This window comes from Pseudomonas sp. GYB4201 (genome assembly GCF_056312595.1).
The window spans coordinates 100,229-124,156 of the sequence record NZ_JBWGIG010000013.1 but is presented as its reverse complement, the minus strand read 5'-3'; the positions used below and the strand labels follow the sequence as shown (position 1 = coordinate 124,156).

Here is a 23,928-nt window from a genome sequence, read left to right as displayed (position 1 = left end):
CCCGTAGCAGCGGCCGCCAGGCCGCGTCCGAGGCCCCACACCGAACTATTTAGAACTCACCGCCACCGCCACGGTCATCTGAAGACCTGCCCCTTGCGCGGTGAACCCCATGGACACCTACAACCTCCAGCGTTTCGTCGAAGCCCAGCGCCCGGTGTTCGAGCAGGCCTTGCACGAGCTGCAGGGCGGCCAGAAGCGCACCCACTGGATGTGGTTCATATTCCCGCAGATCCAGGGCCTGGGTCGCACCGACATGGCCCGCCAGTTCGCCATCAGCGGCGCCGGCGAGGCGCTGGCCTACCTGCAGCATCCGCTGCTGGGCCCGCGCCTGCTGCAGGCCAGCGCCGCCGTGGCAGCGCTGAAAGGACGAGCGGTCGGGCAGATCTTCGCCCCGCCCGATGACCTCAAGCTACGCTCGTGCATGACCCTGTTTGCCAACGCTGCCGACGACCCCAGCCCGTTCAACCAGGTGCTGGAGGCCTTTTTCGACGGCCAGCCCGACCCCAAGACCCTCGATGCCCTGGGCCTGTAGGCCGTTTGCCGGGCAGTCACCTCGCCAACTCACGTCGCCATCGACGCAGCCGCGGAGCCTTGACTGATGAACCTGATGCCACGCCACGCACTGGAAACCCTGCCCACCCTGGCCGATGAGCGGCTGCAGCGCTACCGCCAGGTGCGCCGCCATAGCGAGCGCCTGGCCAGCCCCCTGACCCCGGAGGACATGGTGGCCCAGTCGATGCCCGACGCCAGCCCCACCAAGTGGCACCTGGCGCACATCACCTGGTTCTTCGAGACCTTCCTGCTGGTGCCCAACCTGCCCGAATACCGGCCGTTCGATCCCAGCTTCGTCTACCTGTTCAACTCCTACTATGAAGCCGTGGGGCCGCGCCAGCCACGGCCCCAGCGCGGGCTGATGACGCGCCCGGCGCTGGACCAGGTGATGGCCTACCGGCAATACGTCGACCTGCACATGGGCAGCCTGCTGGCCATGGACCTGGACGCCGCCACCCTGGCCCTGGTGGACCTGGGCCTGGCCCATGAACAGCAGCACCAGGAACTGCTGCTGATGGACATCCTCCACCTGTTCAGCCTGTCGGCCCTCAAGCCTGCCTACGACCCGGCCTGGCCGGCCGATGCCGGCGGCCGCGAAGGCCAGTTCAAGGCGCTGGACGGTGGCCTGGTGGACATCGGCCACGACGGCGACGGCTTCGCCTTCGACAACGAAGGCCCGCGCCACAAGGCGTACCTGGCGCCGTTCGAGATCAGCGACCGGCTGGTGACTAACGGCCAATGGCTGCGCTTCATGGCCGCCGGCGGCTATGCCACGGTGGGCCTGTGGCTGTCCGACGGCTGGGCCGTGGCCCGCGAGCAGGACTGGCAGGCACCGCTGTACTGGCAACGGGACGGCGAACACTGGCAGGTGATGACCCTGGCCGGCCTGGTGCCCGTGGACCCCGACGCCCCCGTCACCCACATCAGCTACTACGAAGCCTGCGCCTTCGCCACCTGGGCCGAGGCGCGCCTGCCCACCGAGGCCGAGTGGGAGCTGGCGGCCACCACCGGCCTGCTCGAGCAGGTGGACGACGTGGCCTGGCAATGGACCCAGAGCGCCTACTGCCCCTACCCCGGCTTCCACCCGGCGCCCTCGGCGGTGGGCGAGTACAACGGTAAGTTCATGGTCAACCAGATGGTGCTGCGCGGTGGCGCCAGCATCACCAGCGCCGAGCACTGCCGGCCCAGCTACCGCAACTTCTTCACCCCCGGCCTGCGCTGGATGTTCTGCGGCCTGCGCCTGGCCCGCGACGTGTGCCAGGACGGCCTGCACAACAGCGAGTTCGCCCGCGACGTGATCGCCGGCCTGTCGGCGCCGCACAAGAGCCTGTCGCCCAAGTACTTCTACGACGCCGCCGGCTCGCAGCTGTTCGAGGCCATCTGCACCACCCCCGAGTACTACCCCACGCGCGCCGAAACCCGCCTGCTCACCGACGTGGCGGCGCAGATCGGTGCGGTGATCCCCGAGGGCGCGGCGCTGGTGGAGTTCGGCAGCGGTGCCTGCGACAAGATCCGCCTGGTGCTGGACGCAGCGCCGCAGGTCAGCGTCTACGTGCCCATCGACATCTGCCAGGACGCCCTCGACAACGCCGCCAGCCACCTGCGCGATCGCTACCCGCAGCTGCAAATAGCGCCCCAGGTGGACGACTTCACCCGCGCCCTGCACCTGCCCGATGCGGTAAAGGGCAAGCCTCGCGTGGGCTTCTTCCCAGGCTCTACCATCGGCAACTTCACCCGCCCGCAAGCCGTGCAGTTCCTGCGGTCGGCGCACACGCTGCTGGGGCGCAACGCCTGGTTCATCGTCGGCGTGGACATGGTCAAGGAGCCAGCCATCCTGGAAGCCGCCTATGACGATGCCGCCGGCGTCACTGCGGCGTTCAACCTCAACCTGCTCAAACGCATGAACCGTGAGCTGAACGGCAACTTCGTGATCGACGACTTCCGCCACCTGGCGCTGTGGAACGCCGAGTTGCAGCGCATGGAAATGCACCTGGTGAGCCAGCGCGAACAAGTGGTGCAAGTGGCCGGCCAGGCCTTCCACTTTGCCGAGGGCGAGCGCCTGCATACCGAGAACTCGCACAAGTTCACCGTCGAGTCTTTCACCGAGATGGCAGCACTGGGCGGCTGGCGCGTGTGCCACCAGTGGATCAGCGATGAGCCCCAGGTGGCGTTGTTCTGCCTGTGCTGACAGCCCATGCAGGAGACGGGCGGCGCGACAGTCGTTTTGGCACTAAATATTCAAGCCAAAAACACTAAGACCGCCCGTCTCGCCTTTCTATAATCAATAAACTTTTATCGGCTTTGCCTTTCACAGTTAATGCAGGGCCACTGGCCTTGCACATCCGATAAAACAGAGGAAGAGAATCATGGCTAACACAGGCAAGTCGAACCCAGGAAACTTCTCCAATGATCGTGAAAAAGCCTCCGACGCCGGCAAAAAAGGCGGACAGGCATCTTCCGGCTCGACTGCAGGCAAAATGCCAAACGACCGGAGCAAAGCAACTCCCGATAGCAGCAAAAAAGGCGGTCAAGGCAGCCATGGTGGCGGCCGCAGCTAATCGCTGAGTCAGGGCCGGGGCAGCGTCCCCGGCCTGCATACCCCGCAACAACAAGGACATGACGGTGAGCCAACACATTGTTCATTTCCATTGCCAGATCGACCAGAGTACCCACGAACGCCTGCGTGACCGCTGCCTTGAAGCGCTGAAGGCCGGCGCCGAGTCGCTGTGGCTGAACATGTCGTCGTCGGGCGGCAGCACCAACTTCGGTTTTACCATCTACACGTTCATCAAGTCCCTGGGCATTCCGGTGCGCACCATCAATTCCGGCAACATCGAGTCCATGGGCATCATCGTCTACCTGGCCGGCACCGAACGCATCGCCGCGCCACAATCACGTTTCCTCATCCACCCCATGAACTGGTACTTCAGCCAGAATTCGGTGGACCATTCGCGCCTGCGCGAATACCTCTCCAGCCTCAACAACGATCTGGAGCGCTACGTCACCATCTTCAAGGACGAGACCGCAGACGCCGAGCAGAAACTGGATATTTTCAAATGCCTATCGGCTGAAGAGAAAGTCATCGCCGCCGATGACTCGCTGACCTGCGGCATTGCCCACCGCCTGGAACAGGTGGTGTTTCCCAAGGACGCGGTGCACTGGACGGTCAGTGGCGAATAGGCCGGGCGTCCTACAATCCGACTGAATTTTTTTCCCACCCTGGACTCACTAAAACTGTCACAGGGAGGAACTTCAGTTTTATGAACAGCGCAAAACTCTACGTCATTGACTACACGCTTCATGGCGTACCGAAATCGTTCATCATCCGCGCACACACCATGGACAACGGCGAGGCGTGGCACTGGGCAAGTTGTGACGCCGGGGTGGGCCGCATTGGCCGCTTCGGCCGCGAACGAGTGAAAAAGACCAGCAAGCCGCTGGCAGAAAAATTTGGCATCGAAGGGGTGAATTGGCGACCGGCATAAGTTCCCGTCGCTGGCAAAAAAATAAAGGTCGATCACACTCTATTCGAACGAGGGTGATCGGCCTATATTTTATGGGGGCTTTAATGCCCACACCTGGACCTCAATGAAAAGGAGTTACTAGATCATGCGGATTTTGATCGTGGGGGCCGGTGCCGTCGGCGGCTATTTTGGCGGGCGCCTGCTGGCGGCCGGGCGCGACGTCACCTTCCTGGTGCGCGCGGCGCGCGGCCAGCAACTGGATGAGCACGGCCTGCGTGTGCGCAGCCCGCTGGGCAACATCGACCTGCCCCGGGTGCCATGGCTGCAGGCACGGGACATCGACCGCCCGTTCGGGTTGATCCTGCTCAGCTGCAAGGCCGGGCAACTGGACGCCGTGATGGCCGACATCGCACCGGCGGTGGGCCCCGATACCCTGATACTGCCGCTGCTCAACGGCATGCGCCACCTGGAGCTGCTGGACGCCCGTTTCGGCGCCGACAAGGTGCTGGGCGGCAAGTGCTTCGTGTCGCTGGACAAGCGCGCCGACGGCACCATCGTGCACTTCAACCAGCGCGACGACCTGGCGTTCGGTGCGCGCGTGGGCCAGGACGGCGCCCGTGTGCAGGCGGCGTTCGAGGCGCTGGACAACGCCGGCTTCGCCGCCCAGCTGAGCCCGGACATCACCCAGGAAATGTGGGAGAAATGGCTGTTCATCGCCACCGGCGGTGGCATCACCTGCCTGATGCGCGCCAGCGTCGGCGACGTGGTGGCCGCAGGCGGCGAAGACCTGATCTGCGACCTGTTCGAGGAGTGCTCGGCCATTGCCCGGCGCGCCGGCTACCCGCCGCGCGAGCCGGTGCGCGAGGCGTTCCTGCAGGTGCTGACCGAGCCAGGCTCGGCGCTGACCGCCTCGATGCTGCGCGACGTCGAGCGCGGCGACGGCACCGAGGCCGATCATGTGCTGGGGGACCTGCTGCGCCGGCGCCCGGCCGAAGACGTCGAGACCCCGGACCGCTCCGTGCTGCGCCTGGCCTACACGCACCTGCTGGCCTACGCGGCGCGCCGCGCCCGCGAACAATGACCTGCCCCTTATCTGTTCAAGCAACGCCGAGATCATCATGCCCCGCGTATCCCGCCAACAAACCGAACGCAACCGTGAAATCATCCTGCAGGTGGCCACCCGCCTGTTCCGCGAGCGCGGCCTCAAGGGCCTGAGCGTGGCCGACGTGATGAGCGCCGCCGGCCTCACCCACGGTGGCTTCTATGGCCATTTCGAGTCCAAGGAAGCCCTCGCCGCCCAAGCCTGCCGCCAGGCCTTCGAACAGTCGGTGCAACGCTGGGCCGAGCGCACCGAACCGACCCGCGACCGCAAAGGCGCGCGCCGGGTGCTGATCGACCATTACCTGGCCGACAGCAACCGCGACGCCCCCGGCGACGGCTGCCCCACCGTGGGCTTTGCCGGCGACGTGTGCCGCGAGCCCGAGGGCAGCCCCCTGCGCCAGGCCTACACCGACGGCGTTGGCGCGTTGCTGGACGACTACGAGGCGGTGATGGGCCAGGAACAGTCCGAGCAGCGCCGCCACGCGGCGTTGATGGAGTTCACCCTGATGGTCGGCGCCATCACCCTGGCGCGGGCGACCGAGGGCCACCCGCTGTCGGACGAGATCCTGCAGGCGGCGCGGGAGTACCTGGCATGATTGCCTTCGTGCCCATCCTCGCTACCAGCACCGAGGTGCAGGAGCGCGTGCGCCAACTGCGCAACCAACCGCAGGTGCGCAAGTACATGTACACCGACCACGAGATCAGCCTGGGCGAACACCAAGCCTGGCTCGCCAGCCTGGCCGGCAACGCCCGCCAGGCGGTGTTCGTGGTAATGGTCGACGACGTGCCCCGTGGCCTGGTGTCACTGAACGCCATCAACCACCTGCACCGCAGCGCGGACTGGGCGTTTTACCTGGACAGCGAACTGCAGGGCAAAGGGCTGGGCAGCCAGGTCGAGTGCTGGCTGCTGGACCATGCCTTCGACGAGGTGGGCCTGGCCAAGCTCAATTGCGAGGTGCTGGCCAGCAACCCGGCAGTGGTACGCCTGCACCAGAAGTTCGGGTTCGTGCTGGAGGGCGTGCGCCGTCAGAACGTGTGCAAGGACGGCGAGCGGCTGGACGTGATGCTGCTGGGGATCACTGCCCAGGAGTGGCGCGCACAACGCCCGTCGATCGTCGAGCGCCTGGCGCGGTTGCAGGGGTAAGGCCACAGGCCGCGTCACCACTCACTGGGCGACACGCCGAACTGGCGGCGGAACATCGCACTGAAGGCGCTGGGGGTGTTGTAGCCGACCTCCAGTGCCACCTCCAGCACGCTGTGGCCCAGGGCCAGGCGCTGCAGGGCGGTCAGCAGCCGCGCCTGCTGGCGCCATTTGCCGAAGGTCATGCCGGTGTCGCGCACGAACCAGCGCTGCAGGGTCTTGGGGTTCACGCCGAGCTGCCCGGCCCAGTCGTTGAGTTCCAATTCCAGGCCCTGGCCCAGCAGAATCTGCTCGCTCAACGGCTGCAACGCCGGGTGCCGCAGGTGCGGCAGGTGCAGCGGCAACGGCTGCTGCTGGTTCAGCTCATCGAGCATCAGCGCCATGACCCGGCCATCGCGGCTATCGGCGGCCGGCGGGGTGCGGATGGCCACCGCCGCCAGGATCAGCTCGCGCAGCAGCGCCGGCACCCCCAGCACGCAGCAACTGCCCGGCAGGTGCGCGGGCACCTGCGCAGGCTCGATGTACAGGGTGCGCACCCGCACCGCGCCGACCATGCGCGTCCAGTGCGCCACCCCCGGCGGTATCCACAACCCGCGGTCGCTGGGCACCAGCCAATGGCCCTCGGCGGTGCCCACCACCAGCACGCCCTGGGTGGCGTAGAGCAGCTGCGCGTTGTGGTGGCGATGGGTGGCCACCCAGTGGCCGTCGTCGAAGTCCAGGGCCACGGCAGCCACGCCGCGCGCGTCCGTCGGTTCGCCGTGGTCGACAATGTCCGTTTTACGCATGCAGGCGCCCTTTTATCGTTAGACGCACACTTTGCCCTATCCCTAAGCTTGTGCCCAGCCATCCCTGCACTGTGATACCACCATGTCCATGACCGTTGACAGCTCTGCCCTGCTCGCCCAACTCGAACGCATCGCCAACAGCCTGGAGCGTGCCTTTCCGCCCGACCAGGCGCTGGTGTTCGACAGCAACGCCATCGCCTTCCAATGGCACTACCGGCGCGTGCGCGGCGTGGAACAGCCGGTGCTGGCGGCGGTCAAGCAGCCCAGCCTGATCAGTTTCGACGCCCTGCAGAACATCGACCGGCAGAAGCGCCTGATCGAACAGAACACCCGCCAGTTCGTCGAAGGCCGCCCGGCCAACAACGTGCTGCTGACCGGCGCCCGTGGCACCGGCAAGTCGTCGCTGGTCAAGGCCTGCCTGGAACGCTTCCACGGCCAGGGCCTGCGCCTGATCGAGGTGGACAAGGCGCACATCGGCGACCTGCCGCAGATCCTCGACTTCACCACCGGCCGCCCCGAGCGCTTCATCCTGTTCTGCGACGACCTGTCCTTCGAGGAAGGCGACATTGGCTACAAGAGCCTGAAGACCGTGCTCGACGGCTCGGTGGCCGGCCAGGCGGCTAACACGCTGATCTACGCCACCTCCAACCGCCGCCACCTGATGGCCGAGCGCGCCAGCGACAACCTCAACTGGAAACGCGGCGAAAACGGCGACCTGCACCCCGGCGAGGAGTCGGAAGAAAAGATCTCGCTGTCGGAGCGCTTCGGCCTGTGGATCTCGTTCTACCCCTTCTCCCAGGACGAGTTCCTTGGCGCGGTGAACGAATGGCTGGCGGCCTGCGGGGTGCCCGCGGACGCCTTTGCCCAGGCCCACGTCGAAGCCCTGCGCTGGGCCACCCAGCGCGGCTCGCGCTCGGGGCGCATCGCCGCGCAGTTTGCCCGCGACTACGCCGGGCGCGTGGCCGCCGAGGCCTGACTCTCCAGCATCTCCTGCATGCCCAGCAGGTTGGGCGAACGCGTGCCGCGGCGCCAGGTCAGCCAGGTCTGGCGCCAGCTGTATTCACCGCCCAGGGGCCAGGCGCTGACGTTGCTGCTGCCCGGCATGCTTTCGAGCATGCTGCGCGGCACCATGGCCAGCCCGGCGCCGGCGCTGACGCAGGCGAGCATGCCGTGGTAACTCTCCATCTCGAAAATGCGCCCCGGCGTGGCGCCGTCGGCGATGAACCAGCTCTCCAGGTGCCGCCGGTACGAACAGTTGGCGCGGAAGGCGTACACCGTCTCGCCACTCACATCCAGGGCGCGGGTCACCGGCGCATGGCCCTTGGCGGTCACCAGCAGCATTTCTTCCTCGAACACCGAAATGCCGTCGAGCAGCGGGTGCAGCGGGCCGTCGACGAACGCGGCAGCGAAGCGCCCGGCCAGCACGCCGTCGATCATGTCGCCTGAGGGCCCGGTGGACAGGTCCAGCTCTACCTTGGGGTAGCGCTGGTGGTAGGCCGCCAGCAAGGGCGGGATGCGCACCGCCGCCGTGCTTTCCAGCGAGCCCAGGGTGAACACGCCCTGGGGCTCGCCGCTGGACACCGCCAGCCTGGCCTCGTCCACCAGGTCGAGAATGCGCCGGGTGTAATCAAGGAAGCTGTGGCCGTTGGCCGACAGCCGCAGGCGCAGTTTCTCGCGAATGAACAAGTCCACGCCCAACTCGCTTTCCAGCTGCTTGATGCGCGTGGTCAGGTTCGACGGCACCCGGTGCACCTTGGCGGCAGCGGCGGTGATGCTGCCCTCCTCGGCAACGGCCTTGAACAGTTCGAGCTGGGTCAGGTCCATGATACTTTCTCGTTTCGTGAGCATTTCACTGATTATTATTCATTATTCATGAAGCGATCAAGGGCATAAGGTAACGCTCATCTACTGCCTTGGAGGTTTGCCATGAATGCCCCCGCCGTTATCGACTACGCCGTTTCCCTGAACCCGGCCACCGGTGAAGAACTGGCGCGCTACCCGTTCCAGAGTGCCGCCCAGCTGGACCAGGCCCTGGCCCGCAGCGCCGACGCCTACCGCCAGTGGCGCCAGGTATCGGTGGCCGACCGCGCCGCCGTGCTGGTCAACGTCGCCGCTGCGCTGCGCAACAACAGCGAGGCCCTGGCCCGCAGCATGACCCTGGAAATGGGCAAGCCGATTCTGCAGGCCCGCGCCGAAGTGGAAAAATGCGCCGGCCTGTGCGAGTGGTATGCCGCCCAGGGCCCGGAACTGCTGGCACCTGAGCCGACCCAGGTGCCGGGCGACAAGGCCTTTATCGAATACCGCCCGATCGGCCCGATCCTGGCCGTGATGCCATGGAACTTCCCCATCTGGCAAGTGCTGCGTGGCGCCGTGCCGATTCTGCTGGCGGGCAACACCTACGTGCTCAAGCACGCGCCGAACGTGATGGGAAGCGCGCTGCTGCTGGCCCAGGCCCTGCGCGAAGGCGGCGTGCCGGAAGGTGCGTTCGAAGTGCTGAACGTGGGCAACGACGGCGTCTCCAGCGCCATCAATGACCCGCGCATCGCCGCCGTGACTGTCACCGGCAGCGTGCGCGCCGGCGCCGCCATCGCCTCCCAGGCCGGTGCCGCACTGAAGAAATGCGTGCTGGAACTGGGCGGCTCCGACCCGTTCATCGTGCTGGCCGACGCCGACCTCGACGAAGCGGTGAAGGCCGCCGCCATCGGCCGCTTCCAGAACGTGGGCCAGGTGTGCATTGCCGCCAAGCGCTTCATCATCGAAGACAGCGTGCTGCCGGCCTTCACCGAGAAACTGGTGGCGGCGGTCAAGGCCATGCAGGTCGGCGACCCGCTGCAGGAAGGCAACTACATCGGCCCCATGGCCCGCTACGACCTGCGCGACGAGCTGGACGGCCAGGTGCAACAGACCCTGGCCGAAGGCGCCACCCTGCTGCTGGGCGGCCACAAGGTGGAAGGCGTGGGCAACTACTACGCGCCGACCATCCTGGGCGACGTGACGCCGGACATGACCTCGTTCAAGCAGGAGCTGTTCGGCCCGGTGGCCTCGATCATTGCCTGCCGCGACGCCGCCCATGCGGTTGAGTTGGCCAACGACAGCGAGTTCGGCCTGGCCGGTAGCGTGTGGACCGCCGACGTCGCGCTGGCCAAGCGCCTGGCCGCAGCGCTGGACACCGGCGGCGTGTTCATCAACGGCTACTGCGCCTCCGACCCCCGTGTGGCCATTGGCGGCGTGAAGAAAAGCGGATTCGGCCGCGAGCTGTCGCACTTCGGCTTGCGCGAGTTCTGCAACGCCCAGACCGTGTGGGTCGACCGCCGGTAAGATGAAATATCGCCGTCGGTCGCAACATTGGATCGACGGCGCCCCGCCCCCTGCCTAAGCTGGTGAAACGTCCTTATCGAGGGAGCGCCACCATGTTCAGGAAAACCTTGCTTACCCTGGCGGTCGCCAGCCTGCTGTCCGCCACCTCGGCGGTGGCCCTGGCGGCGTCCGACATCTCCATCAACAACGGCACCGATGCCTCGCCGTCCAGCCCTGGCGCCGACCCGCGCACGCAAGGCGCCGACCCGGGCCGCAGCGGCGGCACCGACAACGGTGGCGGTGGCTACAGCGGCAAGCAGGACACCTCGGGTGGCGCTGGCACCAGTGATGACGATGACGACGATGATGATGGTGGCGACAGCGGCGGCGACAGCGCTTCGGCCCCGCCTAACTGAATCGTGTGATGGCATGACGCAGCCTGGCGGCAGCTGCTACGGGGGGACCGTCTCGTAACAGCGGCTGCCACCCTCAGGCGCGCATGGCACCGGTGTAGGACTGGCCGAAATGCCGCGTCGCCACGCGATCGCCGCCCGCCCGGGCGGCTTCGTCGCACAACTGCGCCACCGCATTGAAGAACGCCGAATGCCCCGCCTCGCTGCGGGGTATCAGCGTACCTGCGCCAATGCTGGCGGTCAGCGGGTGTTGGGCCTGGGCTGCGCGAATGGCCTGGTGGCAGCGCTCGGCCACCACCTGCGCGCCGTCGGCCGGGGTTTCCGGCAGCACCAGCATGAACGCATCGGCTGAGCAGCGCCCGGCGCTGTCGCGGGCCCGCCGGGCGATGGCGTCGAGCAACTGGCCTAAGTGGCCCAGGTGCACCTCGCCCTGCTCGCGGCCCTGCTGGCGGCAGAACGCCGGGAACTGGTCGACGGTCACCACGATCAACGACAAGGGTTGCCGCAACCGCAGGGCCTGGGCCCACTCGGTTGCCAGCAGCGTCGCCACCGCCCCCGTGGGGGCGTCATGGGCAGCGTCGCTGGCGACGCCCATCAGCCGTTCTCTGTGCAAGCTCACCGTCGGCTCCTTGAGGGACATGCATTGACGAAAACGCCGGGCGGCGATGTTCGCCCCCGACGTGGCGAATACCTTATCGCCTGCGCTTTCGCACTGTCCAGCATAGAGCCTGCCTGGTGGGTAGCCAGTGAGTAACAGGCCCGGTACGCAGTTTTTACATTGCCGTCCTGAACCGCAGGATGTTGTACGGCGCGGTGCGCAGGTCCTTGCCGCCGTGCAGCCCCGGCACCCGCTGCCACTGCCCCACCGTGACGTACAGGTAGCCGCCCTGCCAGTACAGGCCGTCCGGCCAGATCAACCGCGGGTCGCGGCCCACCAGCGCAAATTGCCCGGCGTTGTCGCGGCTGATGATCGAGTAGCGCGAGGCGTCGCCGAAGTACAGGGTGCCCTTGGCGTCCACGGCGATGCCGCCGTTGGAGGCAACCTGGCCCTCGAAGTGGATGTCTTTGACCAGCGCATCCTCGGGCCGGTTGAAGTCGCTGAGCGCGGCGGTGTCGATGCTGTAGTAGTTGGGGTTGGTGGGAATGGTCCAGTACAGCTTCTTGTAGTCCGGCGACAGCTCGATGCCGTTGACCCCGCCCTGGGGCATGGTCGGGTGGTCGAGGCTGTAGGCGTGGGGCTGGCCTTCGACGTAGGTCATGTAGCCGGGCGCGGGCGAGGTCTGCGGCAGGTTGTGGAACAGCTCGCGCATCTTGCCCGTGGCGATGTCCACCACGATCAGCGAACAGTCCGAGGGGCTGGAGAAGCCGTTGTTGGAGATGTACACCGTGCCCTGGGCGCCGTGGTCGGGGTCGATGCGCAGGTCGTTGAGCTGCACGCTATCGCGCAGGAACGGCTTGTGGAAGACGATGGTCTTGAGCACCTTGCGGGTGGTGATGTCGATGCCCACCAGCTTCGCCGAGCCGTCGGGAATGCCGTCGATGCCCGGGCGCTTGCCTTCGTCCAGCACCCACAGGGTGTTGCCGGCCAGTGTCAGGCCCAGGGGCGACACCAGCCAATCGGTGAGCGGCTTGCCGGTGTCGGTGGTGGTGGCCAGGTCGGGGAACGGCACCTGCTTGCCCTTCACCAATTCCACCACCGAGGGGAATGTGTGGTTGCTGCCGGCCCGGGGCAGCGTCAGGAAGGTGCGGCCGCCGGGGGTGACGACAATGCCGCTGGCCTCGGTGTTCTGCAGGGCCGCCACCAGCTCGCCCTGTGGCGCAGGGGCTTGCTGGGCGTTAGCGACAGAGGCGACTGCCATTAGCGCCAGGGTCATGGGTTTTATCGCGTTCATTGCGGGGGGTGCCTCCATGTCAGTGAGCAATCAGTGCGGCTGCGCGTCGTAGACCGGCGTGCCGTCGATGGGCGTGCGAATCAGCAGGTACGGCGGCTTGCGGGTGTCGCTGTGCTGGCCCAGGCGATCCCACTGGCCCAGGGTCACGTAGACCTGGTTGCCGGCCACGAAGATGCCGTCCGGCCACACCAGCCGCGGGTCGCGCAGCACCACGTCGAAGTGGCCGTCGGGCCAGCGGCGCAGGATCTGCCGGTGTTCGGAGTCGGTCAGGTAAATACGGTTCTGGGCGTCAGTGGCGATGCCGTCGGTCATGACCTTCTCGCCCTCGTCACGAATCTGCGCGGCGAGCTGCTTGTCGCTGTCGTCGAAATTGGCCAGGGCGGCGGTGGGAATGCTCCACAGGTGGCGGCTGGTCAGCGGCGAGTAATACAGGCGGCTGCTGTCGGCGCTGAGGGTGATGCTGTCGACGCCGCCGTGGGGGAAGGCGCTGGCCTTGCCCTGGTAGCGCATGGGCACCCCGTCCAGCTGGGTGACGAAGTCCTGTTGCGGCAGCACCGACGGGTCTTTGCTGAGCACCCGGCGCTGATGCCCGGTGGCCAGGTCGACGACGACAATGGCCGGGGCTTCGCCGAACGACGAATCGGCCACGTAGGCGGTGCCCTGGGCACCGTGGGTGAGGTCGATGCGCAGGTCGTTCATGTGGCTGTCCTGGCGCAACGCGTCCTTGAGCACCACCGAGGCGAACACCTTGTTGGTCTGCGGGTCGATGCCCACTACCTTGGCGGCGCCGGGCTTGATGCCGTCGATGCCGCCACGCTTGCCGTCGTCGATCAGCCACAGGCGGCCCTGGGTGTCGGTGGTCATGCCGTGCACGGAGATCAGCTTCTGCGCGTCGCTGCGGTCGGACGGCAGGCTGGTGGCCGCGTCGGGGTACGGCACCAGCTTGCCCCCTACCAGCTCGCCCAAGGTCATGCCGGTGTGGTTGATGGCGTGGCGCGGGAAGCCGACGAAGGTGCGCCCCGACGGCGTGACGACGATGCCGGACGGGCCCAGGCCCTGGAACGCGGCCACCTCGTCCAGGGAGCCGATGGGGATATCGCTGCGGTCGACGGTTTCGGCCAGGGCCAGGGCAGGCAGGGCACTGCCCAGCAGCAGCCCCGCGGTTAACAACAGGCTTGCGGACGTTTTCACACATCATCTCCGGATTTGACTGAAACCGGTTTCAGGCCGATGCTGAAAAAAACCCGAGCAACAGCATCGGGCCTGGTCATAGCGTCTGAAACCCGATCTCAGTGAAGGTTCCAGCCGCCAGGCCAGTATTGGGAACTGCTTTCGCCACGGCGAGTGAAAGGATTTTCATCAACCTCGAAAAGGAAACTGCCATGCCCACCTCTCCCCTGCTGCGCAGCGGCGCCACCCTGGCGCTGACATTGGCCACGCTGTGCGCCCAGGCCGCCCCCAGCCACCTGGTCAGCAGCCAGAAACTGCCCTGGCAAGTGGCCCAGCAACTAGCCGCCGAGGCCGTGCAGACCTGCGCCGCCAAGGGCTGGTCGGTGACCGCCACGGTGGTCGACCCGTCCGGCCACGCCCAAGCGGTGATCAAGGGCGATACCGTGCCGCTGCAGTCGTTGTCGGTGTCCTACCGCAAGGCCTACACCGCCTTCTCCTATGGCCAGGCGTTCGACAAGGACACCATCAGCGAACTGCTGGCCGCCAAGCTCGACGGCCCGGCCAACGGCGCGTTGAACACCGTGCCGCAGGTGCTGTTCATTCCGGGTGGGGTAACCTTGCGCAAGGCCGATCGCCAGGTGCTGGGGGGGCTTGGCGTGTCCGGCGCACCAGGCGGCGACAAGGACGAAGGCTGCGCCCTGGCGGCGGTAAAAAAATTCCAGCCGCAGTTCGAATAACCCTCAACGCCAATCCAACAGGCCATGGCACGTTGCAACCAACGTGGGAGCGGGTTCTACCCGCGAAGCGCCGCGCGGGCGGCGCTCGATCCAAGAAACGCAGCAAAATCCGCGTCAGGCATCCGGAATCCACCCACAAAAAAGCCGCCGTAATGAAAGTATTTTCACCTTGGCGGCTTTTCACATCGCCTTCACAAAGCAAGGTGCACAGTACACCCACTCCTTTGTGATGATTCATTTAGCCCGCCTCGTTGCGGGCTTTCTTTTGCCTGGGCAAAAGTGCCGGTCAGCGCGCGCCGCCGCCCGGGCCACCGCCATTGCCACCTGGGCCACCGCCGCCACCAGGCCCGCCGCCGCCAGGGCCACTCATGCCCGGGCCGCCACCACCGCCGCCATGACCACCGCCGCCTCCATGGGGATCAAAAATCCAGCAGCCGCCCAGGCTCGACATCAGCGCGGCGACCAGCATCAGCTTGGCAAGGTATCTGTGCATAGCATTTCTCCGGGTTGCGAACGGGAACGCCGTCCTTGTCAGTTGTGACCGGCGTTACCGCACTTTGCTCGCAGGATTTGGCAACAAACTCGATACATTGACGAAACGCCAGCATCGCCTTGACGATTTTTTGTCATTCGCCGCACTACCGTCCGGCACGAATAATCATGCAAATGATTCGTATTGAATTATCCTTTTTCACACAAGAACAACACTGGAGCGCAGTCATGAAGTCGTCCCTACCCCTGCTGAAAACCACGGTATTGGCCTGCGCCCTGTTCGGTGCCAGCCACGCCCTGGCGCAAGACTCGGACCTGGTGGTGTACAACGCCCAACACGAGACCCTGACCAAGGCCTGGGTCGCAGGCTTCACCCAGGACACCGGCATCAAGGTGACCCTGCGCAACGGCGATGACACCGAGATGGCCAACCAACTGGTGCAGGAAGGCGCGGCCTCGCCCGCCGACGTCTTCCTCACCGAGAACTCGCCGGCCATGATGCTGGTGCAGCACGCCGGTCTGTTCGCCCCCGTGGCGCCCACCACCCTGGAGCAGGTGGGCGCGCCCTACCGTCCGGCCCAGGGCAAGTGGGTGGCCATTGCCGCGCGCTCCACGGTATTCGTCTACAACAAGGACAAGCTCAAGGCCGACCAGCTGCCCGCCTCGCTGATGGACCTGGCCACCCCGGCCTGGAAAGGCCGCTGGGCCGCCTCGCCGGCCGGCGCCGACTTCCAGGCCATTGTCGCCGCGGTGCTGGCGCTCAAGGGCGAAGCCGCCACCCTGGACTGGCTCAAGGGCATGAAGGCCAACGCCACCGCCTACCGCGGCAACAGCGCGGTGCTCAAGGCAGTGAATGCCGGGCAGGCGGAAGGCGGGGTGATCCACCACTACTACAGCTTCGTCGACCAGGCCAAGACCGGCGAGAACAGCAAGAACACCGAACTGCACTACTTCAAGCACCAGGACCCGGGTGCGTTCGTCAGCCAGTCGGGCGGCGGCGTGCTGGCGTCCAGCAAGCACCAGGAGCAGGCCCAGGCGCTGCTCAAGTGGATCACCGGCCCCAAGGGCCAGGCCATCCTGAAGGACGGCAAGTCGTTCGAGTACGCGGTGGGCCAGGGTGCGGCCTCCAACCCGAAACTGGTGCCGCTGGCGCAGCTTGATGCGCCGGTGGTGGACGTTTCCAAGCTCGACAGCAAGAAGGCCGTCGAACTGATGAACCAGGCCGGGCTGCTGTAAATTGCTGCCATCTTCAGGCTTGACCAAGGCCGCCGTACCGGCGGCCAGCTTGCCCCTGCGCCGCCGCCAGCGGCGGCGCAACGCCTGGCTGGTGGGCGCCGCCCTTGGCCTGTCGCTGCTGGCGCTGCTGCCCCTGGGCTTCATCGTCGGCGTGGCCGTGCAACAAGGCTGGCAGAACATTGCCGCCCTAGTGCTGCGCCCGCGCATGGCGCAGTTGCTGCTCAACACCCTGGCGCTGACCCTGCTGACCTTGCCGCTGTGCGTGCTGCTGGGTGTGTCCCTGGCCTGGCTCACCGAGCGCACGCGGCTACCCGGGCGGCGGCTCTGGGCATTGCTGGCCACCGCGCCCCTGGCCATCCCGGCGTTCGTGCACAGCTACGCCTGGGTCAGTGTGGCGCCCGGTTTGCACGGTTTACCGGCGGCGGTGCTGATCTCGGTGATCGCCTATTTCCCCTTTCTGTACCTGCCCGTGGCCGCCACCCTGCGCCGCCTGGACCCGGCCCTTGAAGACGTCGGCCAGTCGCTGGGGCTCAAACCCTGGGCAGTGTTCTTTCGCGTGGTGCTGCCGCAACTGCGCCTGGCCATCAGCGGCGGTACGTTGCTGGTAGGCCTGCACCTGCTGGCCGAATTCGGGCTGTACGCACTGATTCGTTTCGACACCTTCACCACCGCCATCTACGACCAGTTCCAGTCCTCGTTCAACGGCCCGGCCGCCAACATGATGGCCGGCGTGCTGGCGCTGTGCTGCCTGTTGCTGCTGACGGTCGAAGCCGCCAGCCGTGGCCATGCCCGCTATGCGCGGGTGGGCTCCGGCAGCCCGCGCGTGCTGCCCGGCTGGCGCCTGAACCGCCGCGACACCGCGCTGGGCCTGGGCCTGATGCTGGCGACCTGCGCGCTGACCCTGGGCGTGCCGCTGCTGACCCTGGGCCGCTGGCTGCTGGCCGGCGGCCTGGAGGTGTGGCGCAACGACGAGGTGTGGACCGCCCTGTGGCAGACCCTGCTGCTGGCCAGCGCCGGCGCGCTGCTGACCACCCTGGCGGCGATACCGGCGGCGTGGCTGTCAGTGCGTGCCCCCAGCCGCCTGCAGCGGCTGCTGGAAGGCGGCAACTACCTGTCCAGCTCGCTGCCGGGCATTGTCGTGGCCCTGGCGCTGGTGACCCTGACCATTCACCTGGCGCCGCCGCTGTACCAGACCCTGTTCACCGTGCTGCTGGCCTACCTGCTGATGTTTCTGCCCCGGGCCCTGGTCAGCCTGCGCGCCGGCATCGCCCAGGCGCCGGTGGAGCTGGAGAACATCGCCCGCAGCCTCGGCCGCTCGCCAGGCCAGGCGTTGTGGCGCGTCACCCTGCGCCTGGCCGCACCGGGCGCCGCCGCCGGCGCGGCGCTGGTGTTCCTGGCCATCTGCAACGAACTCACCGCCACCCTGCTGCTAGCCCCCAGCGGCACGCGCACCCTGGCCACCGGCTTCTGGGCCATGAGCAGCGAGATCGACTACGCCGCCGCCGCACCCTATGCGCTGATCATGATTGTGCTGTCGCTGCCGCTGACCGCCCTCCTCTATCAACAATCAAAACGGACCGCCGGCCGATGAGCGCCCTCGAACTGCACCACCTGCACAAGCGTTTCGGCGCCTTCACCGCCCTCGACGACGTCAGCCTCAGCGTCCCCAGCGGCAGCCGCACCGCCATTGTCGGGCCGTCCGGCTCAGGCAAGACCACCCTGCTGCGGCTGATCGCCGGCTTCGAGTTTCCCGACCAGGGCAGCATTGCCCTGGGCGGCCAACCGCTGGCCGACGGCGGCCGCGAAGTGCCCGCGCACCAGCGCCAGATCGGCTACGTACCCCAGGACGGTGCGCTGTTCCCGCACCTGGACGTGGCCGCCAACATCGGCTTCGGCCTGCCCGGCAGCGCCGCCGCCAAGCGCGCCCAGGTCGAGGCACTGCTGGAGCGCGTGGCCCTCGACCGGCGCCTGTTGCACAGCTGGCCCCACGAGCTGTCCGGCGGCCAGCAGCAGCGGGTAGCCCTGGCCCGCGCCTTGGCCCAGCGCCCGCGGCTGATGCTGCTGGACGAGCCCTTCTCGGCGCTGGACACCGGCCTGCGCGCCTCCATGCGCAAGGCCGTCGCGCAACTGCTGAGCGAGGCCGGCATCACCACGGTGCTGGTCACTCACGACCAGGGCGAAGCGCTGTCGTTCGCCGACCAACTGGCCGTGATGCGCCAGGGCCGGCTGGTGCAGGCCGGTCCACCGCTGGAGCTCTACCGCCACCCCAATGACGCCCAGACCGCGCTGTTCCTCGGCGACGCCGTGCTGCTCCCCGCCCAACTCGCCCACGGCCACGCCACCTGCGCGCTGGGCAGCCTGCCGGTGCGTGACCCCAGCCTGCACGGCAGCGCCCAGGTCATGCTGCGCCCGGAGCAACTGCACCTGTGCGACGAAGCGCCGGGCGCGGTGCGTGGGGTGGTCAGCGAGACCGACTTCATCGGCAACAGCTGGACGTTGACGGTGCAGCTGGAGTCAGCCCAGGCAACGCCATTGCGGCTACGCAGCGCCGGGGTGGAGGTGCCGGGGGTGGGTAGTCGGGTTTATGTGCGGGCGCAGGGGGTGGCGCATGTGGTGGGGATGGGTTGAGGCCAGGTTCTAACAGAAACAACTTTATCGAGGCATCAGCTGAGCCACGGCATAGCGCCTGTGGCTTTGGTCCTACCTACCCACCTGCATAATATTAATGAGGGTTATAAAACCAGTAGACTACCCGTTTCGCCTCACCCCCAGGAGTAACCCAATGCCCCAAGAAGGGAGCCTGCTTCAAGCCGCCGTGGTCTTTCTGTTCGCCGCCGTCATCACCGTGCCGCTGGCCAAGCGCCTGCAACTGGGCGCGGTGCTGGGGTATCTGTTCGCGGGGGTGATCATCGGCCCGCAGGTGCTGGGCCTGATCGGCAACCCGCAGAGCGTCTCGCATATTTCAGAGCTGGGCGTGGTGCTGCTGTTGTTCATCATCGGCCTGGAGCTGTCGCCGCGGCGGCTGTGGGTGATGCGCAAGTCGGTGTTCGGCGTGGGCCTGGCCCAGGTGCTGCTGACCGGTGCGGTGATTGGCGGCGTGGCGATGCTGGGCTTTGGCCAGCCGCTGCCCACGGCGGTGGTGCTGGGGCTGGGCCTGGCGCTGTCGTCCACGGCGTTCGGGCTGCAGAGCCTGGCCGAGAGCAAGCAGCTGAACAGCCCCCACGGGCGCCTGGCGTTTGCCATTCTGCTGTTCCAGGACATCGCCGCCATCCCGCTGATCGCCCTGGTGCCACTGTTGGCCACCGGCGACCATGACACCGCGCCAGGCGACAGCCTCAACCATGGCCTGCGGGTGCTGGGCAGCATCGCCGTGGTGGTGATCGGCGGGCGCTACCTGCTGCGCCCGGTGTTCCGCGCCGTGGCCCGCACCGGCCTGCCGGAGGTGTCCACCGCCACCGCGCTGCTGGTGGTGATCGGCACGGCGTGGCTGATGGACCTGGCCGGCGTGTCCATGGCCCTGGGCGCCTTCCTGGCCGGCCTGCTGCTGGCGGATTCCGAATACCGCCATGAGCTGGAATCGCAGATCGAGCCGTTCAAGGGCCTGCTGCTGGGGCTGTTCTTCATCAGCGTGGGCATGGGCGCCAACCTGCAGTTGCTGCTGGATGCGCCGGCCACGGTGCTGGGGCTGATGCTGCTGTTGATCGCCATCAAGCTGCCGCTGTTGCTGTTCATCGGTCGCCTGGCCGGGGGCTTGAGCAAGCTCAGTGCGGTGCGCCTGGGCGTGGTGCTGGCGGCCGGCGGCGAGTTTGCCTTCGTGGTGTTCAAGATCGGCAAGGACGAGGGCCTGTTCGACCAGCACCTGTTCGACACCCTGCTGCTGACCATCACCCTGTCCATGGCGGTGACGCCGCTGTTGCTGCTGGCCTGCGCGCGCTATATCAAGGCGCAGCCCAAGCCGGTCAAGCCGGTGCCCGAGCACCTCAAGGCCATCGACGCCGACGCGCCGCGCGTGGTCATCGCCGGCATGGGCCGCATGGGCCAGATCGTCTCGCGTATCCTGCGCGCGCAGAACGTTTCGTTCGTGGCCCTGGACACCTCGGTGGACACCATCGAGCTGACCCGCAGCTTCGGCAACGTGCCAGTGTTCTACGGCGACCCGCTGCGCCCGGAAATCCTCAGCGCGGCCAAGGTGGGCGAGGCCGAGTACTTCATCATCGCCACCGATGACCCCGAGACCAACATCAAGACCGCTGAGCTTGTGCACCGCCTGTACCCGCACATCAAGATCATCGCCCGGGCCCGCAACCGCCAGCACGTGCACCGCCTGGTGGACGCCGGCGCCGTGGCCATTCGCGAAACCTACTACTCGAGCCTGGAGATGAGCCGCCGCACCCTGGTGGGCCTGGGCCTGACCCAGGAGCAGGCCGACTGGCGCATCCAGCGCTTCAAGCAGCACGACGAACAGGTGCTGGCCGCCCAGTACCTGGTGCGTGACGACGCGGCCAAGGTGATGCAGACCGCCCAGGAAGCGCGGGGCGAATTGGCGACTCTGTTCGAGTCCGACAGCGGCGAGCAGGACCGCGCGCACCTGCCGTAACGCGGGCCGCATGAAACTTGCGGGGTGCGGCCTTTGGGCCGCTAGGCGGGCGCAGGGTTTTACCCTATATTCGCGCCCGCGTTTCCACCCCCCAAGGCAGCCCGAGCACCATGTCCGAGTCGTTCGAAGTCCCCTCCCCCCATGAAGAACACGTCGAGCACGCCCACCACCGTGGCGACAGCTTCGCCAGCAAGATCGCGGTGATGACGGCGGTCATGGCCACCATCGGCGCGCTGCTCAGCTACCAGGCCGGCTCCACCGAGAGCGAGGCGGCGATGAACAAGAACAACGCCGCCATCAAGAAAACCGAAGCCGCCAACCAGTGGAACTACTACCAGGCCAAGTCCAGCCGCCAGAACCTGGCTGACCTGGCCAGCCACATCCCGGGCATGGACGTGGCCCACTACCAGGCCGAGGTAGCGCGCTACAAGCAGCAGAAGGAAGAGGCGCGGCAGAAGGCCGAGGCCATGGAGAAGGAAGCGGCCGAGTGGGACGTGAAGTCCGAGACCATCCTGCACCAGCACCACCGCTGGGCCCAAGCGATGATGGCGATCCAGATCGCGATCTCGCTGGCGGCCATGACCTTGCTCACGCGCAAGGAATGGCTGGAGAAAATGTCCCTGGGCGCCGCCGCCCTGAGCCTGGTGCTGGGTGGGCTGGCCTGGTTCCACATCTGATCAACAACCCGTAGCAGCGGCCACAGGCCGCGTCCGCGTGCACCACGGACCTGCGCCATGCCCGGACGCCGCCTGGCGGCAGCTGCTACAGAGATCCACCGTAGCAGCGGCCGCAGGCCGCGTCCGCATGCACCACGGACCTGCGCCATGCCCAGACGCCGCCTGGCGGCAGCTGCTACAGAGATCCACCGTAGCAGCGGCCGCAGGCCGCGTCCGCATGCACCACGGACCTGCGCCATGCCCGGACGCCGCCTGGCGGCAGCTGCTACAGAGATCCACCGTAGCAGCGGCCGCAGGCCGCGTCCGCATGCACCACGGACCTGCGCCATGCCCGGACGCCGCCTGGCGGCAGCTGCTACAGAGGTCGATCTGGCGGCGTCCGCGTGTACAACCGATCCGCCAGCGTCGCATTATTTGTAGGACGTTTCTGATTTCGCCCTGTAAGCTCCCCACCGTCTTGTGCACCCCAGGTACACGGGCCTACCCTGCCCTCCGTCGCTGAACCCAGCGGCCGGGTTGGCAGCCCGAATACCTGAAGTGCGTCGAGTCATTGTTCATGGTGACTGTACGCAGGGCACGCTCGCGTGCGCCGGACTCTTCAGGTACCGGTCTGCCAACCTGCGTATAGCCGCCACCCGTCGTTTGGCAGCGACGGATGCGGCAGCTCCATTACCTGAAGGATTCAACCCAATGCACAATGACCCCGCTTTTCCTGTCTTCACCACCCAACGCGATTTTGGCGATTGCGGTGCCAATCACCAACCGCTGTTTTCCGTGCGCGCCGGGGTGCCGCTCGAAGACGCCTTGGTGCAAATTTCCCAATTGCTCACCTGTGCCAGCGCAACGGCCTATGAACTGTCCGATTGCGGATTGCCACAGCGTGGCTTGATCGGATCGACCCTGCATTGCCTTGAAGGTGCACGAGCGTTGGTGGACAGCTTGCTGAAAGGGCTGCATGAGCCGGTAGCCCTGTAGCAGCGGCCGCAGGCCGCGTCATGGCCGTCGCGGTGAGCCTGATGCACCGCGCATGCAAGACGCAGCCTGCGGCAGCTGCTACGCAGGGCCCCTGTAGCAGCGGCCGCAGGCCGCGTCATGGACGTCGCGGTGAGCCTGATGCACCGCGTATGCAAGACGCCGCCTGCGGCAGCTGCTACGCGACGTGCACCGGGTATTTGCGGAAATAATCGCCAATCGACGCGTGCAGCGCCTGCGCCAGTTCCACCTGGTGGCGGTGGTCGATCAGCCGCCCGCAGTCGTACGGGTTGCTCATGAAGCCGTGCTCCACCAGGATCGACGGGATGTCCGGCGACTTCAGCACCGCGAAGCCGGCCTGTTCCACGCGCTGCTGGTGGATGTTGGTGACCTGCTTGAAATGCCCCAGCACCGTGCGCCCCAGGTCGAGGCTGGAGGCGATGGTGGCGTTCATCGACATGTCCACCAGCACCTTGGAGACCATGGGGTCGTCGTTGCTCAGGCTTTTGTCGAACACCCCGGCGTAGGCGTCGGAGCTGTTCTCGCTTTCGGCGATGTAGCGGGCCATGGCCGAGGTGGCGCCGTGGGACGACAGCACGTACACCGAGGCGCCACGCGCCGAGCGTGACGGCGCCGCGTCGGCGTGCAGCGACACCAGCATGTCGGCGCGGCGCTGGTGGGCCAGCAGCACGCGCTGGTGCAGCGGCACGAAGAAGTCGCTGTCGCGGCTCATGGTCGGGGTGAAGCGCGGGTCCTTGGCCAGCTGCTGGTGCAACAGGCTGGCGATGCCCAGCACCACGGTCTTCTCGTAGTGCCTGGTGCCGCTGACCGCGCCGGGGTCCTTGCCGCCGTGGCCGGCGTCGATGGCGATGATCGCCGGGCGCTGGCGTGGCACGTGGCGCGCCAGCGCGGCAGCGGCCTTGCCCACCGGTAAATCCACCACCAGGCGCTGATGCCCACCGGCCAGCGGCACCAGCCGCGCCTGGGCGTGGGCGGGTTGATGCATGTCCAGCACCAGGCGCATGCCGGTCTTGGTCGGGCCGCTGCGCAAGCCCTGCACCGGCGTGCCGGCGAAGTTCAGCGCCGCCGGCGGCAGGTGCGCGGCCACGCCGTGCAGGTCGATCACCACGCGGTCAGGCGCGCTGAGGGTAAACACCTGGTACTGCACCTTGCCGGCCAGGTCCAGCACCAGGCTGGTCACGCCGCCATGCTGGCTGACCTGGCAATGGCTGACACCCGGCAACGGCGCGGCCAGCAGCCAGGCGGGCGACATCAGGGACACGGCGCTGATCAGGCCGAGAAAATTGCGACGGTTCACGGCAGCGGACAACCTCGGTTCACGGGGGTAGCCCATTAAACTCCTGCGCGTGCAAGCAACTGAATTAAGTCGATTAAATTAAAA

25 protein-coding genes are annotated in these 23,928 nt (G+C 66.9%); 18 read left to right on the top strand and 7 right to left on the bottom strand.

Annotated elements, in window-relative coordinates:
* Nucleotides 1-109: 109 nt before the first annotated feature.
* The 8 genes from AC0Z2B_RS14890 (at nucleotide 110) to pseH (ending at nucleotide 6,261) form a co-directional block, all read left to right on the top strand.
* Nucleotides 110-532 (top strand): DUF1810 domain-containing protein, encoded by a 423-nt coding sequence (locus AC0Z2B_RS14890; protein WP_476297574.1) that lies wholly within the window; start codon nucleotides 110-112, stop codon nucleotides 530-532.
* Between the two features lie 66 nt (nucleotides 533-598).
* The gene (egtB, locus tag AC0Z2B_RS14885) at nucleotides 599-2,740 is read left to right on the top strand and encodes an ergothioneine biosynthesis protein EgtB (RefSeq protein WP_476297572.1); all 2,142 of its coding nucleotides are present in this window, start codon (nucleotides 599-601) and stop codon (nucleotides 2,738-2,740) included.
* A gap of 178 nt (nucleotides 2,741-2,918) precedes the next feature.
* Nucleotides 2,919-3,110: a KGG domain-containing protein gene (locus AC0Z2B_RS14880; protein ID WP_081719186.1), complete on the top strand. Its 192-nt coding sequence runs from the start codon at nucleotides 2,919-2,921 to the stop codon at nucleotides 3,108-3,110.
* Between the two features lie 64 nt (nucleotides 3,111-3,174).
* Nucleotides 3,175-3,732 carry an ATP-dependent Clp protease proteolytic subunit gene (locus AC0Z2B_RS14875; protein ID WP_416425518.1) on the top strand — a complete coding sequence of 186 codons (558 nt, stop codon included), beginning with the start codon at nucleotides 3,175-3,177 and terminating at the stop codon, nucleotides 3,730-3,732.
* 80 nt (nucleotides 3,733-3,812) lie between these two features.
* On the top strand, nucleotides 3,813-4,037 hold the full coding sequence (locus AC0Z2B_RS14870; protein WP_416425519.1) for a DUF6555 family protein: 225 nt from the start codon (nucleotides 3,813-3,815) through the stop codon (nucleotides 4,035-4,037).
* 124 nt (nucleotides 4,038-4,161) lie between these two features.
* Complete coding sequence (locus tag AC0Z2B_RS14865) at nucleotides 4,162-5,097, top strand: ketopantoate reductase family protein (RefSeq protein WP_476297570.1); 936 nt, start codon at nucleotides 4,162-4,164, stop codon at nucleotides 5,095-5,097.
* A 37-nt stretch (nucleotides 5,098-5,134) separates the two neighbouring features.
* On the top strand, nucleotides 5,135-5,713 hold the full coding sequence (locus AC0Z2B_RS14860; protein ID WP_476297568.1) for a TetR/AcrR family transcriptional regulator: 579 nt from the start codon (nucleotides 5,135-5,137) through the stop codon (nucleotides 5,711-5,713).
* On the top strand, nucleotides 5,710-6,261 hold the full coding sequence (gene pseH, locus AC0Z2B_RS14855) for a UDP-4-amino-4,6-dideoxy-N-acetyl-beta-L-altrosamine N-acetyltransferase (RefSeq protein WP_476297566.1): 552 nt from the start codon (nucleotides 5,710-5,712) through the stop codon (nucleotides 6,259-6,261). The genes AC0Z2B_RS14860 and pseH overlap by 4 nt, the downstream gene beginning before the upstream one ends.
* A gap of 14 nt (nucleotides 6,262-6,275) precedes the next feature.
* On the opposite strand, the gene AC0Z2B_RS14850 is transcribed toward pseH, so the two are convergent.
* Nucleotides 6,276-7,043: an AraC family transcriptional regulator gene (locus AC0Z2B_RS14850; protein ID WP_476297564.1), complete on the bottom strand. Its 768-nt coding sequence runs from the start codon at nucleotides 7,041-7,043 to the stop codon at nucleotides 6,276-6,278.
* Nucleotides 7,044-7,125: 82 nt separating this feature from the next.
* Here AC0Z2B_RS14850 and AC0Z2B_RS14845 point away from each other — a divergent pair, with 82 nt between their 5' ends.
* Nucleotides 7,126-8,019, top strand: coding sequence for an ATP-binding protein (locus AC0Z2B_RS14845; RefSeq protein WP_416425524.1), 894 nt, complete (start codon nucleotides 7,126-7,128; stop codon nucleotides 8,017-8,019).
* On the opposite strand, the gene ptrR is transcribed toward AC0Z2B_RS14845, so the two are convergent.
* Nucleotides 7,989-8,867, bottom strand: coding sequence for a putrescine utilization regulator PtrR (ptrR, locus tag AC0Z2B_RS14840; RefSeq protein ID WP_416425525.1), 879 nt, complete (start codon nucleotides 8,865-8,867; stop codon nucleotides 7,989-7,991). The two genes, AC0Z2B_RS14845 and ptrR, sit on opposite strands and share 31 nt — an antisense overlap.
* A gap of 102 nt (nucleotides 8,868-8,969) precedes the next feature.
* Between ptrR and AC0Z2B_RS14835 the strand changes: the two genes are divergently transcribed.
* Together AC0Z2B_RS14835 and AC0Z2B_RS14830 are read left to right on the top strand one after the other, a co-directional pair.
* Nucleotides 8,970-10,361, top strand: a complete 1,392-nt coding sequence (locus tag AC0Z2B_RS14835; protein WP_476297561.1) for an aldehyde dehydrogenase family protein — start codon at nucleotides 8,970-8,972, stop codon at nucleotides 10,359-10,361.
* A gap of 92 nt (nucleotides 10,362-10,453) precedes the next feature.
* Complete coding sequence (locus AC0Z2B_RS14830; RefSeq protein ID WP_416425527.1) at nucleotides 10,454-10,756, top strand: hypothetical protein; 303 nt, start codon at nucleotides 10,454-10,456, stop codon at nucleotides 10,754-10,756.
* Between the two features lie 73 nt (nucleotides 10,757-10,829).
* Here AC0Z2B_RS14830 and AC0Z2B_RS14825 read toward each other — a convergent pair whose 3' ends face one another.
* The 3 genes from AC0Z2B_RS14825 to AC0Z2B_RS14815 form a co-directional block, all read right to left on the bottom strand.
* A complete protein-coding gene (locus tag AC0Z2B_RS14825; protein WP_476297558.1) occupies nucleotides 10,830-11,372 on the bottom strand; it encodes a diguanylate cyclase domain-containing protein in 543 nt (180 codons plus the stop codon).
* 154 nt (nucleotides 11,373-11,526) lie between these two features.
* On the bottom strand, nucleotides 11,527-12,645 hold the full coding sequence (locus AC0Z2B_RS14820; RefSeq protein ID WP_476297556.1) for an L-dopachrome tautomerase-related protein: 1,119 nt from the start codon (nucleotides 12,643-12,645) through the stop codon (nucleotides 11,527-11,529).
* A gap of 30 nt (nucleotides 12,646-12,675) precedes the next feature.
* Nucleotides 12,676-13,836: an SMP-30/gluconolactonase/LRE family protein gene (locus tag AC0Z2B_RS14815; protein WP_476297554.1), complete on the bottom strand. Its 1,161-nt coding sequence runs from the start codon at nucleotides 13,834-13,836 to the stop codon at nucleotides 12,676-12,678.
* A gap of 191 nt (nucleotides 13,837-14,027) precedes the next feature.
* Here AC0Z2B_RS14815 and AC0Z2B_RS14810 point away from each other — a divergent pair, with 191 nt between their 5' ends.
* Entirely contained in the window at nucleotides 14,028-14,552 is a 525-nt protein-coding gene (locus tag AC0Z2B_RS14810; protein WP_476297552.1) for a GlcG/HbpS family heme-binding protein, read from the top strand.
* A 286-nt stretch (nucleotides 14,553-14,838) separates the two neighbouring features.
* Here the strand turns inward: AC0Z2B_RS14810 and AC0Z2B_RS14805 are convergent, their stop codons facing one another.
* Nucleotides 14,839-15,045, bottom strand: a complete 207-nt coding sequence (locus AC0Z2B_RS14805; protein ID WP_416425532.1) for a hypothetical protein — start codon at nucleotides 15,043-15,045, stop codon at nucleotides 14,839-14,841.
* 227 nt (nucleotides 15,046-15,272) lie between these two features.
* On the opposite strand from AC0Z2B_RS14805, the gene AC0Z2B_RS14800 reads away from it, so the two are divergent.
* The 6 genes from AC0Z2B_RS14800 (at nucleotide 15,273) to AC0Z2B_RS14775 (ending at nucleotide 22,529) form a co-directional block, all read left to right on the top strand.
* Entirely contained in the window at nucleotides 15,273-16,280 is a 1,008-nt protein-coding gene (locus AC0Z2B_RS14800) for an iron ABC transporter substrate-binding protein (RefSeq protein ID WP_476297550.1), read from the top strand.
* 55 nt (nucleotides 16,281-16,335) lie between these two features.
* Entirely contained in the window at nucleotides 16,336-17,871 is a 1,536-nt protein-coding gene (locus tag AC0Z2B_RS14795) for an ABC transporter permease (RefSeq protein ID WP_476297649.1), read from the top strand.
* A complete protein-coding gene (locus tag AC0Z2B_RS14790) occupies nucleotides 17,868-18,908 on the top strand; it encodes an ABC transporter ATP-binding protein (RefSeq protein WP_476297548.1) in 1,041 nt (346 codons plus the stop codon). The genes AC0Z2B_RS14795 and AC0Z2B_RS14790 overlap by 4 nt, the downstream gene beginning before the upstream one ends.
* 154 nt (nucleotides 18,909-19,062) lie before the next feature.
* Entirely contained in the window at nucleotides 19,063-20,877 is a 1,815-nt protein-coding gene (locus AC0Z2B_RS14785; protein WP_416425535.1) for a monovalent cation:proton antiporter-2 (CPA2) family protein, read from the top strand.
* A 110-nt stretch (nucleotides 20,878-20,987) separates the two neighbouring features.
* Complete coding sequence (locus AC0Z2B_RS14780) at nucleotides 20,988-21,554, top strand: DUF4337 domain-containing protein (protein ID WP_416425536.1); 567 nt, start codon at nucleotides 20,988-20,990, stop codon at nucleotides 21,552-21,554.
* A gap of 690 nt (nucleotides 21,555-22,244) precedes the next feature.
* Entirely contained in the window at nucleotides 22,245-22,529 is a 285-nt protein-coding gene (locus tag AC0Z2B_RS14775; protein ID WP_476297546.1) for a DUF3077 domain-containing protein, read from the top strand.
* A 175-nt stretch (nucleotides 22,530-22,704) separates the two neighbouring features.
* Here AC0Z2B_RS14775 and AC0Z2B_RS14770 read toward each other — a convergent pair whose 3' ends face one another.
* Nucleotides 22,705-23,844 carry an N-acetylmuramoyl-L-alanine amidase gene (locus tag AC0Z2B_RS14770; RefSeq protein WP_416425537.1) on the bottom strand — a complete coding sequence of 380 codons (1,140 nt, stop codon included), beginning with the start codon at nucleotides 23,842-23,844 and terminating at the stop codon, nucleotides 22,705-22,707.
* Between the last annotated feature and the right edge of the window lie 84 nt (nucleotides 23,845-23,928).

Coding starts and splice junctions, on each gene's coding strand:
- AC0Z2B_RS14890 (WP_476297574.1), top strand. CDS start 110: ATGGACACCTACAACCTCCAGCGTTTCGTCGAAGCCCAGCGCCCGGTG.
- egtB (WP_476297572.1), top strand. CDS start 599: ATGAACCTGATGCCACGCCACGCACTGGAAACCCTGCCCACCCTGGCC.
- AC0Z2B_RS14880 (WP_081719186.1), top strand. CDS start 2,919: ATGGCTAACACAGGCAAGTCGAACCCAGGAAACTTCTCCAATGATCGT.
- AC0Z2B_RS14870 (WP_416425519.1), top strand. CDS start 3,813: ATGAACAGCGCAAAACTCTACGTCATTGACTACACGCTTCATGGCGTA.
- AC0Z2B_RS14865 (WP_476297570.1), top strand. CDS start 4,162: ATGCGGATTTTGATCGTGGGGGCCGGTGCCGTCGGCGGCTATTTTGGC.
- AC0Z2B_RS14860 (WP_476297568.1), top strand. CDS start 5,135: ATGCCCCGCGTATCCCGCCAACAAACCGAACGCAACCGTGAAATCATC.
- pseH (WP_476297566.1), top strand. CDS start 5,710: ATGATTGCCTTCGTGCCCATCCTCGCTACCAGCACCGAGGTGCAGGAG.
- AC0Z2B_RS14850 (WP_476297564.1), bottom strand. CDS start 7,043: ATGCGTAAAACGGACATTGTCGACCACGGCGAACCGACGGACGCGCGC.
- AC0Z2B_RS14845 (WP_416425524.1), top strand. CDS start 7,126: ATGTCCATGACCGTTGACAGCTCTGCCCTGCTCGCCCAACTCGAACGC.
- ptrR (WP_416425525.1), bottom strand. CDS start 8,867: ATGGACCTGACCCAGCTCGAACTGTTCAAGGCCGTTGCCGAGGAGGGC.
- AC0Z2B_RS14835 (WP_476297561.1), top strand. CDS start 8,970: ATGAATGCCCCCGCCGTTATCGACTACGCCGTTTCCCTGAACCCGGCC.
- AC0Z2B_RS14830 (WP_416425527.1), top strand. CDS start 10,454: ATGTTCAGGAAAACCTTGCTTACCCTGGCGGTCGCCAGCCTGCTGTCC.
- AC0Z2B_RS14820 (WP_476297556.1), bottom strand. CDS start 12,645: ATGAACGCGATAAAACCCATGACCCTGGCGCTAATGGCAGTCGCCTCT.
- AC0Z2B_RS14810 (WP_476297552.1), top strand. CDS start 14,028: ATGCCCACCTCTCCCCTGCTGCGCAGCGGCGCCACCCTGGCGCTGACA.
- AC0Z2B_RS14805 (WP_416425532.1), bottom strand. CDS start 15,045: ATGCACAGATACCTTGCCAAGCTGATGCTGGTCGCCGCGCTGATGTCG.
- AC0Z2B_RS14800 (WP_476297550.1), top strand. CDS start 15,273: ATGAAGTCGTCCCTACCCCTGCTGAAAACCACGGTATTGGCCTGCGCC.
- AC0Z2B_RS14790 (WP_476297548.1), top strand. CDS start 17,868: ATGAGCGCCCTCGAACTGCACCACCTGCACAAGCGTTTCGGCGCCTTC.
- AC0Z2B_RS14785 (WP_416425535.1), top strand. CDS start 19,063: ATGCCCCAAGAAGGGAGCCTGCTTCAAGCCGCCGTGGTCTTTCTGTTC.
- AC0Z2B_RS14780 (WP_416425536.1), top strand. CDS start 20,988: ATGTCCGAGTCGTTCGAAGTCCCCTCCCCCCATGAAGAACACGTCGAG.
- AC0Z2B_RS14775 (WP_476297546.1), top strand. CDS start 22,245: ATGCACAATGACCCCGCTTTTCCTGTCTTCACCACCCAACGCGATTTT.